Annotated in this window: 20 protein-coding genes and 1 tRNA gene; 9 read left to right on the forward strand and 12 right to left on the reverse strand. The window is 50.1% G+C overall.

What is annotated here, in order from left to right; translation table 11 throughout:
* Positions 1-226: 226 nt before the first annotated feature.
* Positions 227-835 carry a glutathione transferase GstA gene (gene gstA / locus AACH44_RS11525; protein WP_261848699.1) on the forward strand — a complete coding sequence of 203 codons (609 nt, stop codon included), beginning with the start codon at positions 227-229 and terminating at the stop codon, positions 833-835.
* A 38-nt stretch (positions 836-873) separates the two neighbouring features.
* Here the strand turns inward: gstA and pdxY are convergent, their stop codons facing one another.
* From pdxY to anmK, 5 genes are all read right to left on the reverse strand, one after another.
* Positions 874-1,734: a pyridoxal kinase PdxY gene (gene pdxY / locus AACH44_RS11530; protein WP_261848700.1), complete on the reverse strand. Its 861-nt coding sequence runs from the start codon at positions 1,732-1,734 to the stop codon at positions 874-876.
* Between the two features lie 84 nt (positions 1,735-1,818).
* The gene (gene tyrS / locus AACH44_RS11535; RefSeq protein WP_261848701.1) at positions 1,819-3,096 is read right to left on the reverse strand and encodes a tyrosine--tRNA ligase; all 1,278 of its coding nucleotides are present in this window, start codon (positions 3,094-3,096) and stop codon (positions 1,819-1,821) included.
* 234 nt (positions 3,097-3,330) lie between these two features.
* Positions 3,331-4,014, reverse strand: a complete 684-nt coding sequence (pdxH, locus tag AACH44_RS11540; RefSeq protein WP_261848702.1) for a pyridoxamine 5'-phosphate oxidase — start codon at positions 4,012-4,014, stop codon at positions 3,331-3,333.
* Positions 4,015-4,121: 107 nt separating this feature from the next.
* On the reverse strand, positions 4,122-4,439 hold the full coding sequence (locus AACH44_RS11545; protein WP_261848703.1) for an MliC family protein: 318 nt from the start codon (positions 4,437-4,439) through the stop codon (positions 4,122-4,124).
* 97 nt (positions 4,440-4,536) lie between these two features.
* Entirely contained in the window at positions 4,537-5,649 is a 1,113-nt protein-coding gene (gene anmK / locus AACH44_RS11550; RefSeq protein WP_261848704.1) for an anhydro-N-acetylmuramic acid kinase, read from the reverse strand.
* 348 nt (positions 5,650-5,997) lie between these two features.
* Here anmK and AACH44_RS11555 point away from each other — a divergent pair, with 348 nt between their 5' ends.
* A complete protein-coding gene (locus AACH44_RS11555; protein WP_005972534.1) occupies positions 5,998-6,465 on the forward strand; it encodes a glycine zipper 2TM domain-containing protein in 468 nt (155 codons plus the stop codon).
* 131 nt (positions 6,466-6,596) lie between these two features.
* On the opposite strand, the gene slyA is transcribed toward AACH44_RS11555, so the two are convergent.
* Positions 6,597-7,034, reverse strand: a complete 438-nt coding sequence (gene slyA / locus AACH44_RS11560; protein ID WP_107167589.1) for a transcriptional regulator SlyA — start codon at positions 7,032-7,034, stop codon at positions 6,597-6,599.
* Positions 7,035-7,264: 230 nt separating this feature from the next.
* Positions 7,265-7,504 (reverse strand): DUF1289 domain-containing protein, encoded by a 240-nt coding sequence (locus tag AACH44_RS11565; RefSeq protein WP_261848705.1) that lies wholly within the window; start codon positions 7,502-7,504, stop codon positions 7,265-7,267.
* A gap of 289 nt (positions 7,505-7,793) precedes the next feature.
* On the opposite strand from AACH44_RS11565, the gene gloA reads away from it, so the two are divergent.
* Together gloA and rnt are read left to right on the forward strand one after the other, a co-directional pair.
* Positions 7,794-8,201 (forward strand): lactoylglutathione lyase, encoded by a 408-nt coding sequence (gene gloA / locus AACH44_RS11570; RefSeq protein ID WP_261848706.1) that lies wholly within the window; start codon positions 7,794-7,796, stop codon positions 8,199-8,201.
* A gap of 147 nt (positions 8,202-8,348) precedes the next feature.
* A complete protein-coding gene (gene rnt / locus AACH44_RS11575) occupies positions 8,349-9,020 on the forward strand; it encodes a ribonuclease T (RefSeq protein WP_261848707.1) in 672 nt (223 codons plus the stop codon).
* A gap of 110 nt (positions 9,021-9,130) precedes the next feature.
* Here rnt and AACH44_RS11580 read toward each other — a convergent pair whose 3' ends face one another.
* Complete coding sequence (locus AACH44_RS11580) at positions 9,131-9,481, reverse strand: Grx4 family monothiol glutaredoxin (RefSeq protein ID WP_005972539.1); 351 nt, start codon at positions 9,479-9,481, stop codon at positions 9,131-9,133.
* 338 nt (positions 9,482-9,819) lie between these two features.
* On the opposite strand from AACH44_RS11580, the gene AACH44_RS11585 reads away from it, so the two are divergent.
* The gene (locus tag AACH44_RS11585; protein WP_261848708.1) at positions 9,820-10,671 is read left to right on the forward strand and encodes a C40 family peptidase; all 852 of its coding nucleotides are present in this window, start codon (positions 9,820-9,822) and stop codon (positions 10,669-10,671) included.
* Positions 10,672-10,750: 79 nt separating this feature from the next.
* Here AACH44_RS11585 and AACH44_RS11590 read toward each other — a convergent pair whose 3' ends face one another.
* The gene (locus AACH44_RS11590) at positions 10,751-10,840 is read right to left on the reverse strand and encodes a YnhF family membrane protein (RefSeq protein ID WP_129706256.1); all 90 of its coding nucleotides are present in this window, start codon (positions 10,838-10,840) and stop codon (positions 10,751-10,753) included.
* 377 nt (positions 10,841-11,217) lie between these two features.
* Between AACH44_RS11590 and purR the strand changes: the two genes are divergently transcribed.
* The gene (gene purR, locus AACH44_RS11595; protein ID WP_014700292.1) at positions 11,218-12,243 is read left to right on the forward strand and encodes an HTH-type transcriptional repressor PurR; all 1,026 of its coding nucleotides are present in this window, start codon (positions 11,218-11,220) and stop codon (positions 12,241-12,243) included.
* 121 nt (positions 12,244-12,364) lie between these two features.
* On the opposite strand, the gene AACH44_RS11600 is transcribed toward purR, so the two are convergent.
* From AACH44_RS11600 to AACH44_RS11610, 3 genes are all read right to left on the reverse strand, one after another.
* On the reverse strand, positions 12,365-13,132 hold the full coding sequence (locus AACH44_RS11600; RefSeq protein ID WP_338659245.1) for a group II intron maturase-specific domain-containing protein: 768 nt from the start codon (positions 13,130-13,132) through the stop codon (positions 12,365-12,367).
* Positions 13,129-13,752, reverse strand: a complete 624-nt coding sequence (locus tag AACH44_RS11605; RefSeq protein ID WP_338659246.1) for a reverse transcriptase domain-containing protein — start codon at positions 13,750-13,752, stop codon at positions 13,129-13,131. The genes AACH44_RS11600 and AACH44_RS11605 overlap by 4 nt, the downstream gene beginning before the upstream one ends.
* 513 nt (positions 13,753-14,265) lie before the next feature.
* On the reverse strand, positions 14,266-14,901 hold the full coding sequence (locus tag AACH44_RS11610; protein WP_261848342.1) for a riboflavin synthase subunit alpha: 636 nt from the start codon (positions 14,899-14,901) through the stop codon (positions 14,266-14,268).
* Between the two features lie 248 nt (positions 14,902-15,149).
* On the opposite strand from AACH44_RS11610, the gene AACH44_RS11615 reads away from it, so the two are divergent.
* The 3 genes from AACH44_RS11615 (at position 15,150) to AACH44_RS11625 (ending at position 18,609) form a co-directional block, all read left to right on the forward strand.
* Positions 15,150-16,523 (forward strand): MATE family efflux transporter, encoded by a 1,374-nt coding sequence (locus tag AACH44_RS11615; RefSeq protein WP_261848343.1) that lies wholly within the window; start codon positions 15,150-15,152, stop codon positions 16,521-16,523.
* Between the two features lie 159 nt (positions 16,524-16,682).
* Positions 16,683-16,759 (forward strand) — tRNA-Val (locus AACH44_RS11620).
* Between the two features lie 296 nt (positions 16,760-17,055).
* Entirely contained in the window at positions 17,056-18,609 is a 1,554-nt protein-coding gene (locus AACH44_RS11625) for an L-lactate permease (protein ID WP_261848344.1), read from the forward strand.
* The last annotated feature ends 1 nt before the right edge of the window (position 18,610 follow it).

An 18,610-nucleotide genomic window follows, 5' to 3' on the forward strand; every position in this document is an offset into this window, starting at 1 on the left:
CTGCATGGGGATGCTCAAACCTGTAAATTCGCCCCAGGATGGCATGTAAATTTGACTTTAGTCCGTCAAAACCGGCCAAGTTTCATACGGTAGTCATACATAAAGAGTATTTTGGAAGAAGCTTCACACTCTATCGTTACGTTTTGTTGTAAAAAAACGACATGTCGTCATTCAACAATCATCAGCGCATATGTTGGTGGAAAAATAATAATAGAAAGGGGTTTTCATGAAACTGTTTTACAAGGCTGAAAGCAGTTCTCTTTTTGCGCACATCGTTTTGCTCGAATCCAAATTGGAGTTCAAGTTGGATAAGGTCGACATGCGCACGAAAAAAACAGAGCGTGGAACCGACTATATGTCCATCAATCCAAAGGGAATGGTGCCCGCGTTAGAACTCGATGATGGATCGATCCTAACTGAAGGTGTCGCTATTGCTGAGTACATCGCCGATCTGGTTCCACACTGCAACCTTATCGCCCCCACTGGGAGTATGGCTCGCTACCATACGATTGAATGGCTGAATTACATTTCTGCTGAACTGCATAAAACGTTTACGCCGATCTTTCGTCCCGGCACGCCAGAAACCTATAAAGATCTATTGACCGAGTATTTGCAGGTCAAATTCCGTTATATCAATCTGGTGCTGAGTGAACAAAACTATCTGGTCGCCAACCGCTTCAGTATCGCCGATGCTTATCTGTTTACCGTGATGCGCTGGGCACAGTCATTAAAGCTGGATATGTTCCGTTACCCTGCGCTGGCCGCTTATCTTGACCATATTGCCGAACGCCCTTCCGTGGCGACCGCGCTTAAGGTTGAAAGATTGAAAGGATAACGTGCCATCACGCCCCGAGTATCGGGGCGTGATGAGTTTCACGACAGGCGAACGGCCTGGAAATGATGACGCGGATTGGCGATACCATCCTGAGCAGCAACCAATTGCAGCTCATACTCATTCATCTCTTTCGTCACCAGCATGACTTCATATACTGCCGCCGTTGTGTGCTCCAGCGCTTTATCCAACGCCACACCCTTCAGCAAGTTCACCAACAGCAATCCACTGGTTAAATCGCCCACACCAACAGGTTGACGCTCAAACTCCACCAGCGGGCGGCTAATGTGCCAGGCATCCGTCGGCGTGACCAGCAACATTTCGAAGCTGTCTTCACGGCTTGCCGCTCGGCTAAGGTGTTTCACCAGAACGATTTTGGGCCCTTTTTCACACAGTGCACGTGCAGTCTCCACGGCTTCCGTCACATTATGCACGGTACGGTCACCAAGCAGTTCCAACTCAGGCAGATTCGGCGCAATAATGTCAGCCGCGAGTAGCGACTGCTGACAGTGAAAACCCGATACGCCGGGAGCAACAATACAGCCTTTCTCCGGCGTGCCCATCACGGGGTCACAGAAGTACACCGCATCAGGATTAGCAGCTTTTACCTGCCGAACAATATCCAGAATATGTTCACCTTGCTCAGCAGAGCCGATATAACCACTCAACACCGCATTACACGTCTTCAGTTTGTCGATATCCGCAATACCCTGTACCACTTCAGTCAAGTGGCTGGCAGGCATCACACATCCCGTCCAGTGGCCATATTGGGTATGGTTCGAGAACTGTACCGTATTCAATGGCCAAACGTTTGCGCCCATCCGACGCATCGGAAACTCTGCCGCGCTATTACCCGCATGGCCAAAAACGACATGTGATTGGATGGAAAGTATATTTTTCATTAGCTATGACTCAAACCCTTGCCAGCGCCTCTGCGCCTCAACTTACAAGAAGAAAGGGAGCTAACGCTCCCTTGTCGGTGATGCTTATGCTTTCCAGCAGATCAGGCAGTAGTGCTTTTTACCGCGACGCAACAAAGTGTAGCGATCAAACAGGCGGTCGGCAGCACTGAAGGTGTATTCAGGATTCGCCTGTTTTTCACCGTTAATCGTTACCGCATTCGACGCGATCATCGTGCGTGCTTGACCGCGTGACGGCACCAACTCAGCACTGACCAGCGCCTGTTGTAAATCAGCGCCGTTTTCCAGTTCGATAATCGGCATACCATCCTGCGCCAGTTGAGCAAAATCGTCCTGCGTCATATCCTGCAACGCGCCAGAGAACAGGCTTTGTGTAATACGACGCGCGGCTTCCAGACCCGCTTCACCGTGTACCATACGAGTGACGTCTTCCGCCAGCACGTACTGGGCGCGTGGCGCGGTGCCGCTATTTTTGTCTTCTTCTTCCAACGCATCGATGTCTTCGAGGCTCATGAACGTGAAGAATTTCAGGAAACGGTACACATCGGCATCTGCCGTGTTGATCCAGAACTGGTAGAATTTGTAAGGGCTAGTTTTGCTCGCATCCAGCCAGATTGCGCCGCCTTCCGTTTTACCGAATTTCGTGCCATCAGATTTGGTGATCAGTGGAACGGTCAAGCCGTAAACTTGCTTCTGGTTCATACGGCGCGTCAAATCGATACCGGACGTAATATTACCCCACTGGTCAGAACCACCGATTTGCAGTTCGACGCCATGCTGCTTGTTCAACGAGGCAAAGTCATATCCCTGCAACAGGTTGTAAGAGAACTCAGTGAATGAAATACCCACGTCATCACGATTTAAACGCTGCTTGACGGCTTCTTTGCTAATCATCTGATTAACAGAGAAATGTTTACCGATATCACGTAAGAAATCCAGCACGTTCATACTACCGAACCACTCGTAATTATTTGCCGCAATCGCGCTGTTTTTACCGCAGTCAAAATCCAGGAATGGAGAAACCTGACGACGAATTTTTTCTCCCCATTCACCCACGGTGTCAGCCGTGTTCAGTTTACGTTCCGTGGCTTTAAAACTTGGGTCGCCGATCAGTCCCGTCGCCCCACCGACTAACGCAACGGGCTGGTGGCCAGACAGTTGGAAGCGTTTCAGGCAGAGCAGCGGCACCAGATGCCCCAAATGCAAGCTGTCAGCGGTAGGATCAAAACCGCAATACAGTGCAATTGGCCCTTGCGCCAGCCGCTCTGCTAACGCTTCCTCATCCGTTACCTGGGCAATCAAGCCCCGCTCTTGCAATTGTTTAATCAGGTTACTACTCGCCATCGATAACTCCATTTTTATAAAAACAGGCCGTTACGTTCCCGTTGGGTTTACGCACAGAGCCGTAAGGAATGCGCAGCATACCTGTCTGCTGTCGCATAATGATTTCGTTGCTGCATTACCTTACGCAGCAGGCTACGAACGCCATATTACCGGGCAATATCCAGCCAACACGAAACTTCATAGGATAAAGTGCCGGTGGTAGGAGCGCCAGCGTTTAACACGGATATTTCGTGATTAAGGCGCTAAACGATCGATCTGCCAGCCCTCTTCCTGCCGCTGGTAGAAAAATCGGTCATGCAAGCGGTGTTCACCGCCTTGCCAAAACTCGACAGAATCGATAACGACGCGGAAGCCCCCCCAGAAACTCGGCAAAGGGACTTCACCGCTTTGGAATTTTTGCTTCAATTCCAAAAATTTGCTCTCCAGCACGCCACGCGCTGAAATCCGGCTAGACTGCTTTGATACCCACGCACCGATCTGGCTGTCTTTCGGACGACTATGGAAGTATTTCAACACCTCAAGCACGGGCAGTTTCTCTACGCGTCCCAGCACCATTACCTGTCGTTCCAGCATATGCCAGGGAAACAGCAGGCTGATACGTGGATTGTTTTCCAGATGATGAGCTTTGCGGCTGCCCATATTGGTATAAAACACCATGCCTTTCTCATCATAGTGTTTAAGCAAAACGATACGCTGGTAGGGCTGTCCGTGTTCATCAACGGTCGCGATAGACATCGCGGTAGGATCGGCCAGTTTCGCTTCACAAGCCTGTTTCAACCAGCGTTCAAATAAATCCAGCGGGTTAGCGGGAAGATCGCCGCGACGAAGCCCGTCTCGCGTGTATTCACGGCGGATGTCGGCGATATCAGTGGGTTGAAGGAGAGGCGTCGTGTCAGAGGGAGAGCGTTCCTGAGTCATAATATCCTGCTATCGCAATGTCGGGTCAGAAGCGGGCGAAAACCTCATTCTGCTCCCGTGCCCGAAAAATCGCAATCAGCAGTGACATGGCTCACGTTCAGCGTCAGTTACATCGGCACCAACACGCAATCGTCCACAATAACGCGTTCACCCCGTTGGATAAATGCACGATCGCCTTTGCTCCAGAACGTATAGGTATCATTGCTGTATCTGACTCCAGAAGCAGACACCACCTGAGGAAGCGACAGGCGTTCACCATCCAGCAGGAAGCCGACCTGTGCAGGCGTTTCTCCGCCCTGCTGTAGCGTGACGGTTAGTGGCATCGTGCCACATTGATAACGCAGCGTTTCCACGGTCTGCTTATGACCCAAATAGCTGCATCCGCTCAGCAGAATCAGCGCGGTCCCCGTCAGCAATCGTTTCATGTTTTTCTCCTGTTATTCTTGTCAATGGCGGCAACTGTCACTGCCGCTCATGTAAGTTTAACAAGAGGATAAACATGAACCTCTCGGCAAAATCTGATTAATCTACGTTGATGGGATAAATCGCACCTAACACCGTTTCCTGACTCGCCCCCGTGACGGACGGCAAATTACCCGGCAACCCTGATAACGTCCGTGATGCCAGCCAGGCAAATGCCAGCGCTTCCATATCATCGCCACTCACACCACATTCATCCGTGGTGCTGACTTCGATACCCGGCAGTAAAGCCGAGAGCCGCATCATAATGAGCGGGTTACGCGCACCGCCACCACAAACCAACAAACGCTCACATCCACCGACCAGTAGCACCTGTTCAGCAATGCTCATGGCTGTCAATTCGACCAGCGTCGCCTGAACATCCTGCGGCGCTATCGGCGGCAGACCAGCCAGCATTCTTTCCAGCCAGCCCAGATTGAAATACTCACGTCCGGTGCTTTTCGGTGCCCGTAACGCAAAATAAGGATCGGTCAACATCCGACGCAACAATAGCGGATTCACCTGGCCGCTTACTGCCCACGCCGCGTCTTTATCATACGGCTGTGCGCAATGCCGCCAGATCCAAGCATCCAACAGCATATTCCCCGGCCCGGTATCGTAACCGCGCACGGGCGCACCTGGCACCAGCAGTGACAGATTGGCGATCCCTCCGATATTGAGCACAATACGACGCTCGACAGGATGTAGCAGCAATGCATGGTGGAATGACGGCACCAGCGGAGCACCTTGTCCGCCATAGGCTAAATCACGGCGACGAAAATCACCCACGGTGGTGATGCCAGTTAATGCAGCAACGCGATTATTATCCCCTATCTGCAACGTACACGGCGCATCGCCCGTAGGCTCATGCCAGACCGTCTGCCCATGGCAACCAATCGCGGTAATATCCTGCGCCCCCAATGCCGTCTCTTTCAGCAGCGTCAGTACCGCTTCGGCAAACAAAATACCTAAACGTGTATCTAACTGCCCCAGCGCCGACAGCGTTACGGCCTGCCCCTGACACATCCCAAGGATGGCCATTTTGATATCCTGTGGTATCGGATGACAATAACTCGCCTGCTGAGCAACCGTATGTTCGTCAATCGCGGCTAGCACAACATCAACACCATCGAGACTGGTGCCGGACATCACGCCAATATATCTGCCTGACCTCATTATATTGCCTTTCCCCTATGGGATAAAAAGAGAACACCGATAACAACCGTTACGCTGAGAATAAAAATAGCACGTTAACACGCTGAATTATTAAATTTTTTGCGTTTTTGCCACACGGGTTAGGTTTTAACCAAAAAGGAATTTTTGATAATATTTGCTACAAAAAACCCCCTGTACTGTGCTATTTACTGCTCTGTTTAGACGCAATTTAAGCGCACTATTATAGTCTGAAAAAAAGAGTAAAAAGAGTGGCATGCTACACTGAGCCAGACCATAATTTATTGGTATAACACTGCGTCGGCCGAGGCTGAGCCAGCCCGACATATTCGCTATTAAGGAGTTTTTATTATGATGAAGCGTTTGCTTGTGGTTACCCTTGCTGGTATCACGCTAGCTGGTTGTGCTAATACCAGTACGCTTTCTGGTGATGTGTACAGCGCATCCGAAGCTAAACAGGTGCAGACCGTTACCTATGGCACCATCGTTTCTATGCGTCCGGTTCAGATTCAGGCTGGGGAAGATTCTAACGTGATCGGCGCGCTGGGCGGTGCCGTATTGGGTGGTTTCCTGGGTAATACTATCGGCGGCGGCTCCGGTCGTAGTCTGGCAACGGCGGCTGGCGCAGTAGCGGGTGGTGTAGCAGGTCAAAGCGCGACGGGTGCGCTGAACCGTACACAGGGCGTAGAGCTGGAAATTCGTCGTGATGACGGCAGTACCATCATGGTGGTACAGAAACAGGGCGATACGAAATTTAGCGCGGGTCAACGTGTTGCCATGGCGAGCAATGGCCGTAGCATCACCGTTTCTCCACGTTAACATTGTGTGACGATCGCTACTCTCCGCAGCGATCGTCACAACGAATAATCAACTCCCAGAATGAATAACCAATAACAGGTATCAGTAATATTACCGGGATTTCATTCTCCCTCCGCGTAACCCAAATTTAGCTACACTTGATGTTCATGTAATGCCAATATATTTTTTTCAAGACGCGAAACCAACAGCGCTAATTCATCAACCTGTTCTGGCGTAATTCCAAATAACACCTCACTTCGGGTATGACTAATTACACCATTGACTGCCTGTATTATTGGTTCTGCTGATTCAGTCAGCATAATACGTTTTGCTCGGCGATCGTGAGCACAAACGTGGCGAGTGATTAACCCTTTCTCCTCAAGCTGATCCAGTGTTCGAACTAATGAGGGTTGCTCAATACCAATTGCTTTGGCCAATTGAATCTGCGACTGGCCAGGGGGTAAGTGGTATATGTTATGCAACGTGACCCAATGCGTTTGAGTCAGCTCAAGTGGTTTTAATCGGTGATCGACCAGCGCACGCCACACGCGCACCAGACGAGCTAAATCAGATCCTAATGGCAATTCCATCACCTCTCCTTATTGTTAGCACGCTAAGTTATATCCCTGGATTGCAATCAATTCTGATTTATAAGAATAAAAAACGATATGACTATCGTAAAAAATAGAACCTTTCCTAAAAGTGATTCTATCAAATAAAAGTCTTTTAAAAATGATCTTCGGCTTATTTTATTCAATCGAACGCTCCTGCGTTGCTTAAACAAAATTTCACGTAAATAGACCGTCTAAGACAAAATGACTTAAAACAATGATGGCTGATGGAATTCTGCTGGTGTATCGGTTTTCTCTGAACGCTGCGACCGTTTCATTCTTTGCCGACACAAACGCAGTACATCCTGTTTCTGAGCATCACTCATTTGACCCCAACTAAAGCGTTCGTTACGACTGCGAAAGCAACCGCGACAATATCCGCCATCATCCGCCTGACAAATACCACGACATGGATTAGGGACAACAAAGAGTTCAAGCTGCTCTGGCACACCACCTCCCGCTACAACTCTATTTATTGAAGCCCTGTTCTTTACTGCTGGCAAGCCAAAACAGACCGTCACAATGAAAATAATTAGATAACCATTGTAATCACTGACGATTTTTTTATACGTCAGGCGGCCTAAAATCCCTTTACTACATCATTAATCCCTCCTGTTAGTACGTTTTAACACAAACCCCACCATCGTGTCGCATTTTTAGCACCATTCCAACAGCTTGGACTCACCAGAGCCACAACGCTATACTTCCCTTTTGCTGTACTTTTTTAACGAGGGCATTATGCGTTTACTTCATACCATGCTGCGTGTTGGCGATTTACAACGTTCTATTGATTTCTATACCCAGATTCTGGGCATGCGCGTACTGCGCACCAGCGAGAATACCGAATACCAATACACACTGGCTTTCGTCGGTTATACCGAGGAGAGCGAGGGTGCCGTTATCGAGCTGACCTACAACTGGGGCGTCGACAGCTATGATTTGGGCAACGCCTATGGTCATATTGCATTGGGCGTTGACGATGTTGCCGCAACCTGTGAGCGTATCCGCAAAGCGGGCGGTAATGTGACGCGTGAAGCGGGGCCGGTCAAAGGCGGTACCACCGTTATCGCATTCATCGAAGATCCAGACGGTTATAAAATCGAATTGATCGAAAACGCCCACGCCGGTAACGGCATCGGCCACTAATCCCCCGCATTTTACAGGTGCTACATCGGCACCTGTTCTCCCCCCTTCTTCTGCTACCTCCACCGGTTGAAAGGTAACGAGCATGCTGCATCTCCGGCCAAAATTTGTAATAATACGCGCTGCGTTTTGCTGACAATTAAGAGACAAATGGCTGATAAAAGTGATCTGAACGCCCTGAGCGGCCGTTTTCGTGGGTTTTATCCCGTAGTGATTGATGTTGAGACTGCCGGATTTAATGCGAAAACCGATGCCTTGCTGGAAGTCGCGGCGGTAACATTAAAAATGGATCAAGACGGTTGGTTACAGCCAGATGAAACGCTACATTTTCATGTTGAGCCATTCGAAGGCGCGATTCTGGAACCTGCTGCACTGGCGTTTAATGGCATTGACCCCACCAATCCGTTACGCGGCGCGGTGAGCGAATATGATGCGCTGCACGAAATTTTCAAAGTCGTGCGTAAAGGGATTAAAGATCAGGGCTGTAACCGTGCGATTATCGTGGCGCATAATGCCACCTTCGATCACAGCTTTATGGCAGCAGCGGCAGAGCGTTGTAGCCTGAAACGTAACCCATTCCATCCTTTCGCTACCTTCGATACCGCCGCCCTTAGCGGACTGGTTTTAGGCCAAACGGTTCTGGCTAAAGCCTGTATTACCGCGGGTATTGCGTTTGATTCCAGCCAGGCGCACTCCGCGCTGTATGACACAAACCAGACTGCGTTATTGTTCTGTGAGTTGGTTAACCGCTGGAAACGTCTCGGAGGGTGGCCGCTTGCGCTGGAAGAACGTTCTCTCGAAGACACTTCCACCGAAGACTAAGAAAACACGAAAGCTAGTCGTAAAAGAACGGGTGCCATAAGGCACCCGCTGGGAATATTCACGCTCACATCATAACAATATGTAGATTGTTATGATGTGTGGGGCAAACATCACTCTTGATCGGCCTGCTGCGCTTTGTATTTATCAGCCGTTTCTTTGATCAGCTGTTGCAGTTCGCCACGCTGAAACATTTCAACTACGATATCACAGCCGCCAACCAGTTCGCCATCCACCCACAGCTGTGGGAATGTCGGCCAGTTCGCGTATTTCGGCAGCTCAGCACGAATATCCGGGTTCTGTAAAATATCAACATAAGCAAAACGTTCGCCACATGAAGACAATGCCTGGACGGTCTGTGCAGAAAAACCGCAGCTTGGCAATTTTGGGGAACCTTTCATGTACAGCAGAATCGGGTTTTCAGCAATTTGGCGCTGAATTTTTTCAATTGTCGGTGTCGTCATCTTCTTGCTTCCTTAAATCTATAGGATGGCTAACGTCCAAACGCTAGCCATGAGTCGCCGTCAGAGTGTTACGACAGCGACATTGACTCAATGATATTGTACCGATGCCACTAGCTACAAAAAAACGCCATTTTTTGTAGGGTTATTTTCCTGCCGATTATTCATCATTGATGAAATCAGCGCCAGAAAACGCTGATAAATCAGACGAAAAAACAACTATTAACGTTTTTTCACTATTCTGTATGAATAAAGCGACCATGCCCACTTTTTTATGACGCCGTTTTCAGGAATACTGTGCGGATTGAGCGAGTTAAGGATTATGTTCGGTCACTTTTATTATGCGCTTATTTATTACTCTTTTTATATTATTTTTCAGTAACCTATCCCTGAACATCGTTCAGGCTGCGCCGCATACCCCGCATTCTACGCCGAAGAAAAGCGTCGTTGAAGAAACGAATAAGAAAAACCGTCAAACAAAGGGTACTGCTAAATCACCAGCACCAATCAAAAGTAAAAAGCCAGAACCGACCACCGTCAGCAATAAATTCAAACCCCGTACGGCTAACAAACCAGTAGAAAAGAAGCTATCCCGGACGCAAAGCAGCACGCCTGCACTAGTGAAAAAAAACCTTAAAAAGCTAAAGCCTGAAGAGGATAGGCAGACAATCGCACAGACCAGAGTCAAAACCGAGTTGAAGAAGACCGCGCTCAAAGGAAAAGTGGATAAAAATCCAGCGCCCACAGAAAAGGGGATGGCGCTGAGCACAGCGCATAAAAAACGCTATCAACACGCCAAAACGACAGCAATGAATAAACTGATGAGCCAGATCGGTAAGCCTTACCACTGGGGCGGATCATCGCCTTTTACCGGTTTCGACTGTAGCGGACTGGTCTATTACGCCTATAAAGACGTCGTTAAGATCCCAATCCCACGTACCGCGAACGAGATGTACCATCTGCGTGATGCCGCACCGATTAAAAAAAGTGAGCTGGAAAGTGGTGATCTGGTCTTTTTCCGCATCAATAATCGTGGTGCCGCCGATCACGTCGGGGTTTATCTGGGAGAAGGCAAATTTATCCAGTCACCGCGTACCGGTTCAGATATTCGCATCAGCAAGCTAAGTGAGGATTATTGGCAGGAGCATTATGTAGGGGCGCGTCGCGTGGTGACGCCACAGACCATTCGTTAAGCGATAGCACGCCGAACAGAAGCGTATTCAGACAGATTCTGTGCAATAACCCTGTCTGAATGCGCAGAAACACTGAAGGTTAGTTCAACACCGCAATGAAACTAAACGTGATGATCACAGCCAACGAGCCAACCGTTGTCAGCAAAGACATCTTCAAATCGGTATCCATAGGCCACTCCTTATTAGCAAACAAATTTCATCTGAAAAAAGACACTATCATTTACAGCCGAACCCACTGAGACAATAAAGCGACAAATAATAGGGTTATTACGATTCTTTCATAATTCTAACGAAAAATCTCCGACGCATGCATCACTAATAGTATAAATTAGCCCTTTCACTTTCATGATAAATCGGACACAATCCGCTGTTTATGAAAGCGCTGCGTGCCAGTCGAAAAACGTCAAGCCAGATCCCTTCGGTATAACATTCGGCATTCTCCTTCTGAAATCCTGTTTTTTAGCTTAGAAGAAGAACTTTAAACGTAGGCAAACGATTAACAATATACTTACGTCTGTAACAGGTAAGTTCAGGAGTCATTTTTAGATGGCAACGATTAAAGATGTGGCAAAACGTGCTGGCGTTTCCACCACAACCGTATCGCACGTGATCAATAAAACACGTTTCGTCGCCGAAGAGACTAAGGCAGCCGTCAGGGCAGCAATCAAGGAATTGCACTATTCGCCTAGCGCCGTCGCCCGTAGCCTTAAAGTTAATCACACTAAATCTATCGGCTTGCTGGCTACATCCAGCGAAGCGCCCTATTTCGCCGAGATCATTGAAGCGGTCGAAAACAGCTGTTATGCCAAAGGCTACACGCTGGTGCTGTGTAATTCTCATAACGATATCGGCAAACAGCGCGCTTATCTCTCGATGCTGGCGCAAAAACGCGTCGACGGCCTGCTGGTCATGTGTGCCGAGTACCCGCCAGAGTTATTGGGCATGTTGGAAGATTATCGCAGCATTCCTATGGTCGTCATGGACTGGGGACAAATGCACAGCGATTTTACCGATACCATCATCGATAACGCCTTTGAGGGCGGTTATATGGCAGGCCGCTACCTGATTGAACGCGGTCATCGGGATATTGGCGCTATCCCTGGAATACAAGAGCGCAACACGGGTAACGGACGCTACCTTGGCTTTTTAAAAGCCTTGAAGGAAGCCGACATTACCGTGCGCGATGAATGGGTCGTGCGGGGCGATTTTGAACCGGAATCCGGTTATAAAGCCATGCATCAGATTCTCGCGCAAAAGCAGCGACCTACCGCGGTATTCTGTGGTGGCGATATCATGGCGATGGGAGCCATTTGTGCGGCAGACGAATTGGGGTTACGTGTGCCACAAGATATTTCGGTGATCGGTTATGACAACGTCCGCCACGCGCGCTTCTTTACGCCCGCACTAACCACCATCCATCAGCCCAAAGAGCGTCTGGGCCAATCCGCGTTTTCTATGTTGCTGGATCGGATTACCAGCAAGCGTGAAGATGCACACGTCATTGAGGTGCATCCGACGTTGATTGAACGTCGCTCGGTTGCCGACGGTCCGTTTCGCGATTATCGCCGCTAATCTCGGCGACTCAACATAGACCGATGTTCTTATTCCCGCCTGCTAATCGAGTAGGAGGCGAGATTACTCCCGCCGTCCTCTCACACCACCGTACGTGCGGTTCCGCATACGGCGGTTCATGTTAACTCTGGAACTGCCGTTGCTGCTCCACTAGTGATATCAAGCCGAGTCGTCTGAACTGCGCCGTCTTTATCGCATCATTCATGTGACTCGACCCCGCGTTCCACCACGCTCCTCGCTGGTTACTCGCCGACCTCCACGCTCGCTTTTCACACAAGCCCGCTCGCATTAGCATTCGGGCTCGCGTATACGTTCGTTTCCATTGCCGCCACAGTAGACTGCGCAGTTTACGCCTGACCCAGCCGTCAATCTTCTCCAGAACTCCTTTTACTTCCGTGTATCTGAAGTAGCTCATCCAGCCTCGCAGTATCGGTGTGAGTTCATTGATTACGCCTTTCACTGATTTCGTCGCGTGCCCTGTCGTCAGGCTACGGATCTTCTCCTTCAGCCTCTCGACACTGCTCCCTGCGATCTTCAGTCGGGTCTGTTTGTGCCGTGTCACGCTGTATCCCAGGAACTTACGCTCCCACGGTCGCGCCACCGCACTCTTCTGCTCATTGACCTTTAGCTTCAGTATGTCTCTCAGGTACACCCTGATTGCCCTAAAGATATGCTCGCCTGCTTTGCGACTGCTCACGTAAATGTTGCAGTCATCCGCATAGCGACAGAAGCTGTGACCTCGACGCTCCAGTTCTTTATCCAGTTCATCCAGCAGAATGTTCGACAGTAGCGGCGACAACGGTCCGCCCTGCGGCATTCCCTTACCTCGCTTCTCTGTCTCGCACCCGTTCGTCATTTCCGCTTCAAGGTAGCGACGTATCAGTTTCAACAGCCGTTTATCCCTGACAGCCTCGCCAGACGTGACATCAAAATGTCATGATCCACCCGGTCAAAGAACTTTTCCAGATCCAGATCGACCACCCAGCGTTTCCCGCTTTGTATGTAGCGCTGTGCCTGTTGCACTGCCTGCCACGCATTGCGGTTACTTCTGAACCCGTAACTCGATTCGCAGAAGTGCGGCTCCACGACCGGACTGAGTTGTTGTGCTATCGCCTGCTGGATAAGCCTGTCCACTACCGTCGGGATACCCAGGGTTCTCACGCCGCCGTCCGGCTTTGGGATATCCACTCTGCGTATCGCCTGCGGCTGGTAGGCGCCCGTAATCAATGCCTGCCTGATACTCGCCCAGTTCTGTTTCAGCCACGGCTTCAACTCCGTCACTTTCAGGTTATCTACCCCTGCCGCGCCGTTGTTTTCCACCACGCGCTGATAGGCCAGCATCAGGTTCTCTCTCGTTATCACCGTTTCCATCGTCAACGGCATTTCCGCTTTCGTTTGCCCACCGACCGCCGTGGGGATTTCAGCACCCTCATGCAGCACTGACGGATACTGTCCGTCTCCTCTGCCGCTGGCCGCAGTGCTCTGCGCTTGTGCCTCATTAATTCCCATCGAGTATCGGTGTCCTAATCACGGTTAATCATGTTCAGCCCTTCATGCTGCCAGTTATGCAGCACTACTACGGCTTCGGCTGACTGCTGCACGTTCATCCCGTCGCCTCTCGACGCTCGGTAGCCCTGAAGCAAACGTGCAGCCCTCCCGGGGTAATTCGCGCGACCTTCCTGCTTATGCCTGTCAGCTTTACGTCACAGCGTTCTGTGCAAGTATTGGGCTTTGATGATATTTGCCACCTTACCCCGCTGTGCCGCCTAAACTGCTTCCTGTTCGTCAGGCCAGCATTTTGCCTTCAGCTTCCTTCAGATCCCACCTCGCGGTGGGCACCCTTGCCGTTCGGCTAACACTTCCCCTTGCCGGGTGTGTAGAGGACTTTCACCGCCAAGTCGCCCCTTGACCACTACAGTCAACGGACAGCGCCCGTCAAGGCGCTACGCGCCATGCCCGGCGCACAAATAAAAAACCGGACAATGTTGCTCGTCCGGTTTACCAAAAAGAGGGAATGCAGAACTACTCTTCTTTACCGAGGTCGTTCGCCTGCTTACTGGCTAACACACGCTCGACGGTATCCACCACGGCCTGCGTTTGTGGATCAATTTCAATATTGATGCGATGCCCTAAACGCTTTTGCCCCAGCGTTGTGCGATTCAACGTTTCTGGAATTAAATGCACGCAGAAACGCCCGCGGATCACCTCACCCACCGTCAGGCTGATGCCATCAATCCCGACAAAACCTTTATGCAGCACGTATTTCATCAGCGCTTCATCTGCCAGACGGAACCAAATCTGGTGATTGTTCTCTGATACCTGAATCTTGACCACTTCCGCCGTGCACATAATGTGACCCGACATCACATGCCCACCGATCTCATCACCGAATTTTGCCGCTCGCTCAATATTCACGACATCGCCTTCATGAATATCACCCAAATTCGTTAGCCGCAGCGTTTCTTTCATGAGATCAAAACTGACGCGATCGCCATCAATAGCTGTCACCGTTAGGCAGCAGCCGTTGTGCGCCACCGATGCACCGAGCGTAAGCCCTGTCAGTAGGTCGGGGGGGAGTTGAATAACGTGAGTACGAAAATTGGATTTTTCTTCAATTGACACCACAGATGCGGTGCCCTGAACAATACCGGTAAACATGCGGTTTGCCTCTTAAAAACAAAGAAATGACGCTGTGCAGTGTGCACGATATTCCACGGAAAACCAAACCGGAATGCCAGACATCAAACGCTATCGAAACCGCAGCGTAACAAAAAGAATATATTCTCTTTCATGCTGGTTTACTTTTATTAAGTCGTTACAATAATGCTCTCATTTTATTCTTGACGTTTTTCATATCCAGATTTTTCATCCCGCTAGCAAAATTAAGTCATTCAAGGAAGGTATCCGTGCAACAGTATCTGACAGAAGCGCGTAAGTTATCGGCGCTTGCTGTTCCTGTCATTATTGCGCAAGTGTCCCAAACATCAATGGGTGTGGTTGACACCATCATGGCCGGTGCTTATAGCGCCACCGATATGGCCGCCGTCGCAGTAGGGACGTCTATCTGGCTGCCCGCCATTCTTTTCGGTCACGGCCTGCTGTTGGCGTTAACGCCCGTTGTCGCACAGCTCAACGGTTCCGGCCGCCGCGATCGCATCTCTTATCAGGTGCGACAATCTTTTTTCCTGGCCGCTATTATTTCTCTGCTGACAATGCTGGTGCTGTATCAGGGTGAATATGCCATCAATCTGATGAGCGACGATTCGCCAGAGCTGGCTGCAAAAGCCATCGGTTATCTGCATGCATTACTGTGGGGTGTTCCCGGCTATCTGTTCTACCAGGTATTACGCTGCCAGTGTGAGGGGCTGTCCAAAACCTATCCCGGGATGATGATTGGGTTCATTGGGCTGTTAATCAATATCCCGATTAACTATATCTTTATCCACGGTAAATTTGGCATGCCGGAACTGGGCGGCGTAGGCTGTGGTGTGGCTACCGCCTCGGTTTACTGGATCATGATGCTGCTGATGATGCTTTATACCCGACGCGCTTCCTGGCTACGCGATATCCGCCTTCATCGCCCGGCATTCCGGCCGGATTTTACCGTGCTCAAACGACTGTTTGGCCTCGGTTTACCCATCGCGCTAGCACTGTTTTTTGAAGTTACGCTGTTTGCGGTGGTGGCGCTGTTGGTATTACCGCTCGGTGTCGTTGATGTGGCTGGTCATCAGATTGCCCTGAATTTCAGCTCACTGATGTTCGTTCTTCCACTTTCGGTTGGCGTCGCCACGACCATTCGCGTCGGACATCGTTTAGGGGAAGGGTCGGTTGAAAACGCCCGCATTGCCGCGCACACCGGTATCATGGCTGGCGTCGCGTTAGCCTGCTGCACAGCAATCTTCACCACGCTACTGCGTGAACCTATCGCCCTGCTCTACAATCAGGACCCTCTGGTGGTCGCAATGGCTTCTCAGCTCATGCTTTTAGCCGCCGTTTATCAAATCTCCGATGCGGTTCAGGCGATCGGCAGTGGTGTACTGCGCGGTTATAAAGATACTCGCTCGATTTTTTATATTACGTTTACAGCATATTGGGTATTGGGATTACCGAGCGGCTATCTGCTGGCGTTGACAGATGTCATCGTCACGCGCATGGGCCCAGCAGGATTTTGGTGTGGTTTCATCATTGGCCTGACAGCAGCAGCAGTGATGATGGTGACGCGGATTCGCTTTCTTCAGCGTCAGCCGGCCGCGCGAATTTTAGCGCGAGCCGCCCGCTAGATACCGTTTTATCCCGTTTACGTCGAAAAAAACAGCGGGATGGATACAAGCTCAGCAATCGCATCGGCAAGCGCACAAAATTGCATTTTTTTCTTGCCAGATTTCCCCTTGCTCGCTACTATTCGTCCCGCTATCAGACAGGCAGTTCGGTATCTCAATGCGTTCATAGCTCAGTTGGTTAGAGCACCACCTTGACATGGTGGGGGTCGTTGGTTCGAGTCCAATTGAACGCACCATTCCTTGTTTTTCCTTCCTCTATTTCTTTTGCATTGCTGTTTTCTCTTTCGTTCATTGATACAAAAAACGCCGCTATTTCTCGATGATTTATTCGCCCATACCGTCTATTGCCCCCAATTAAGTAATTAAATTAACCATTAAGTAACTAACATCACACTTATTGTGTGTTTTTTTGTTTCATCTGACCCGATTCAGCTAAAATTATTTAATAACCATGCGTTATATAAGTGTATATAGCAGCACGTTGGTATTCCTTGTTTTTTACTTCTTAAAATCAGGATGTCAGGACACCGCTATGCACGATTATTTATATTTTTTGCTGGGTAGCTTCCCACTGTTGGTCATGATTGTTCTTATTCTCAAAATAAAAATGCCTATCCACTATGCAGTGCTGATTACGCTGACGCTAACCGTCATGATCGCCGCCCTATTCTGGCACACGCCACTAAAAACACTGGGATTAGCGGCGAGCTATGGCGCGCTGAAAGGTCTATGGCCAATAATTATCGTTATTCTGGGTGCCATATACAGTTATAACCTGATGCAAAAGACACGCAGCATGGATGTACTGCGGGACGTACTTGCTAGTATCAGCGATGATAAACGCATTCAGGTATTGCTGATTTCATGGTGTTTTGGTGGTTTTCTCGAAGCGGCGGCGGGTTATGGCACCGCCGTTGCGATCCCCATTGGCATCCTGATTGCACAGGGTTTCAACCCAATGAAAGCGGCGATTGCATCACTGGTCGCCAATACCGTTCCCACCGCCTTTGGTGCTGTCGGCATTCCGGTTTCTATTTTAGCGGAGCAGGTTCACCTTCCTGTCACCACATTAAGCGCGACGGTTGTGCTGCAACTGGCGTTGTTCAATATCCTTCTGCCCTTTGTCATCATCGTGATTATTGGCGGCAGCATTAAGGCCATTCGCGGCGTGTTCGCGATTACGCTGGTGTGCGGCGTGGCCACGCTGGTGCCACAGTATATTGTGGCTGTCCATCTCGGCGCCGAATTGCCCGCTTTCGCTGGCAGTTTAGTCAGCCTGATTGCTGTTACAGCAATGGCAAAATGCCGTAAAAAAGCAACCGATACCCCCTACCTTATCGACAGCGCGCAGCGTGCTTCCTTATCAGGCTATTCTGTCAGTCAGCTGCTGCGCGCTTGTGCGATTTATATCCTGATTTTTACCTTTATTCTGCTTTGTTCTCCGCTGTTTCCCGCCATCAAAGCTACCGTCTCTCAGGTCGCTTCCGTCATTCCTTTTTATCTGACGGAAACACAGGTGCTGAAGTTGAAGATCGACTGGATTGGCACCCCCGGCGTTTTGATCATCATCGCCAGTCTGTGGGGCGGTTTTATGCAGGGAGCAACGCTGGGAACCATGTTGAACGTCTTCGTCAGTACGATAAAACAGCTCAAAAATTCGATTATCGCGATTACCGCTATCGTCGCTATGGCGACGGTGATGGATGTCAGCGGACTGATCGCCACGCTGGCACAAACCATGGTGGATGTAACCGGAGGGGGCTACCTGTTTATTGCCCCAGTGATTGGGGCGTTAGGCACTTTCGTCACTGGCAGCGACACCAACTCCAACGTGCTGTTTGGCAAACTGCAAACCATGGCAGCGGAAAAATTGCATGTTGACCCCGTCTGGCTGGCGGCGGCGAATACCGCAGGCGCCACTGGCGGCAAGATGATATCGCCGCAAAGTATTGCGATCGCGGTGTCGGCAACGCGCATGGAAGGACAAGGCAGCGCAATCATGTCCGGTACGCTGAAGTATTGCGGCGTCTACATCATCATTCTTGGGCTCAAGGTCGGCCTGGTCTACTACCTGTTTATGGCCTGAT

This window comes from Pectobacterium araliae (genome assembly GCF_037076465.1).
Classification (GTDB): domain Bacteria; phylum Pseudomonadota; class Gammaproteobacteria; order Enterobacterales; family Enterobacteriaceae; genus Pectobacterium; species Pectobacterium araliae.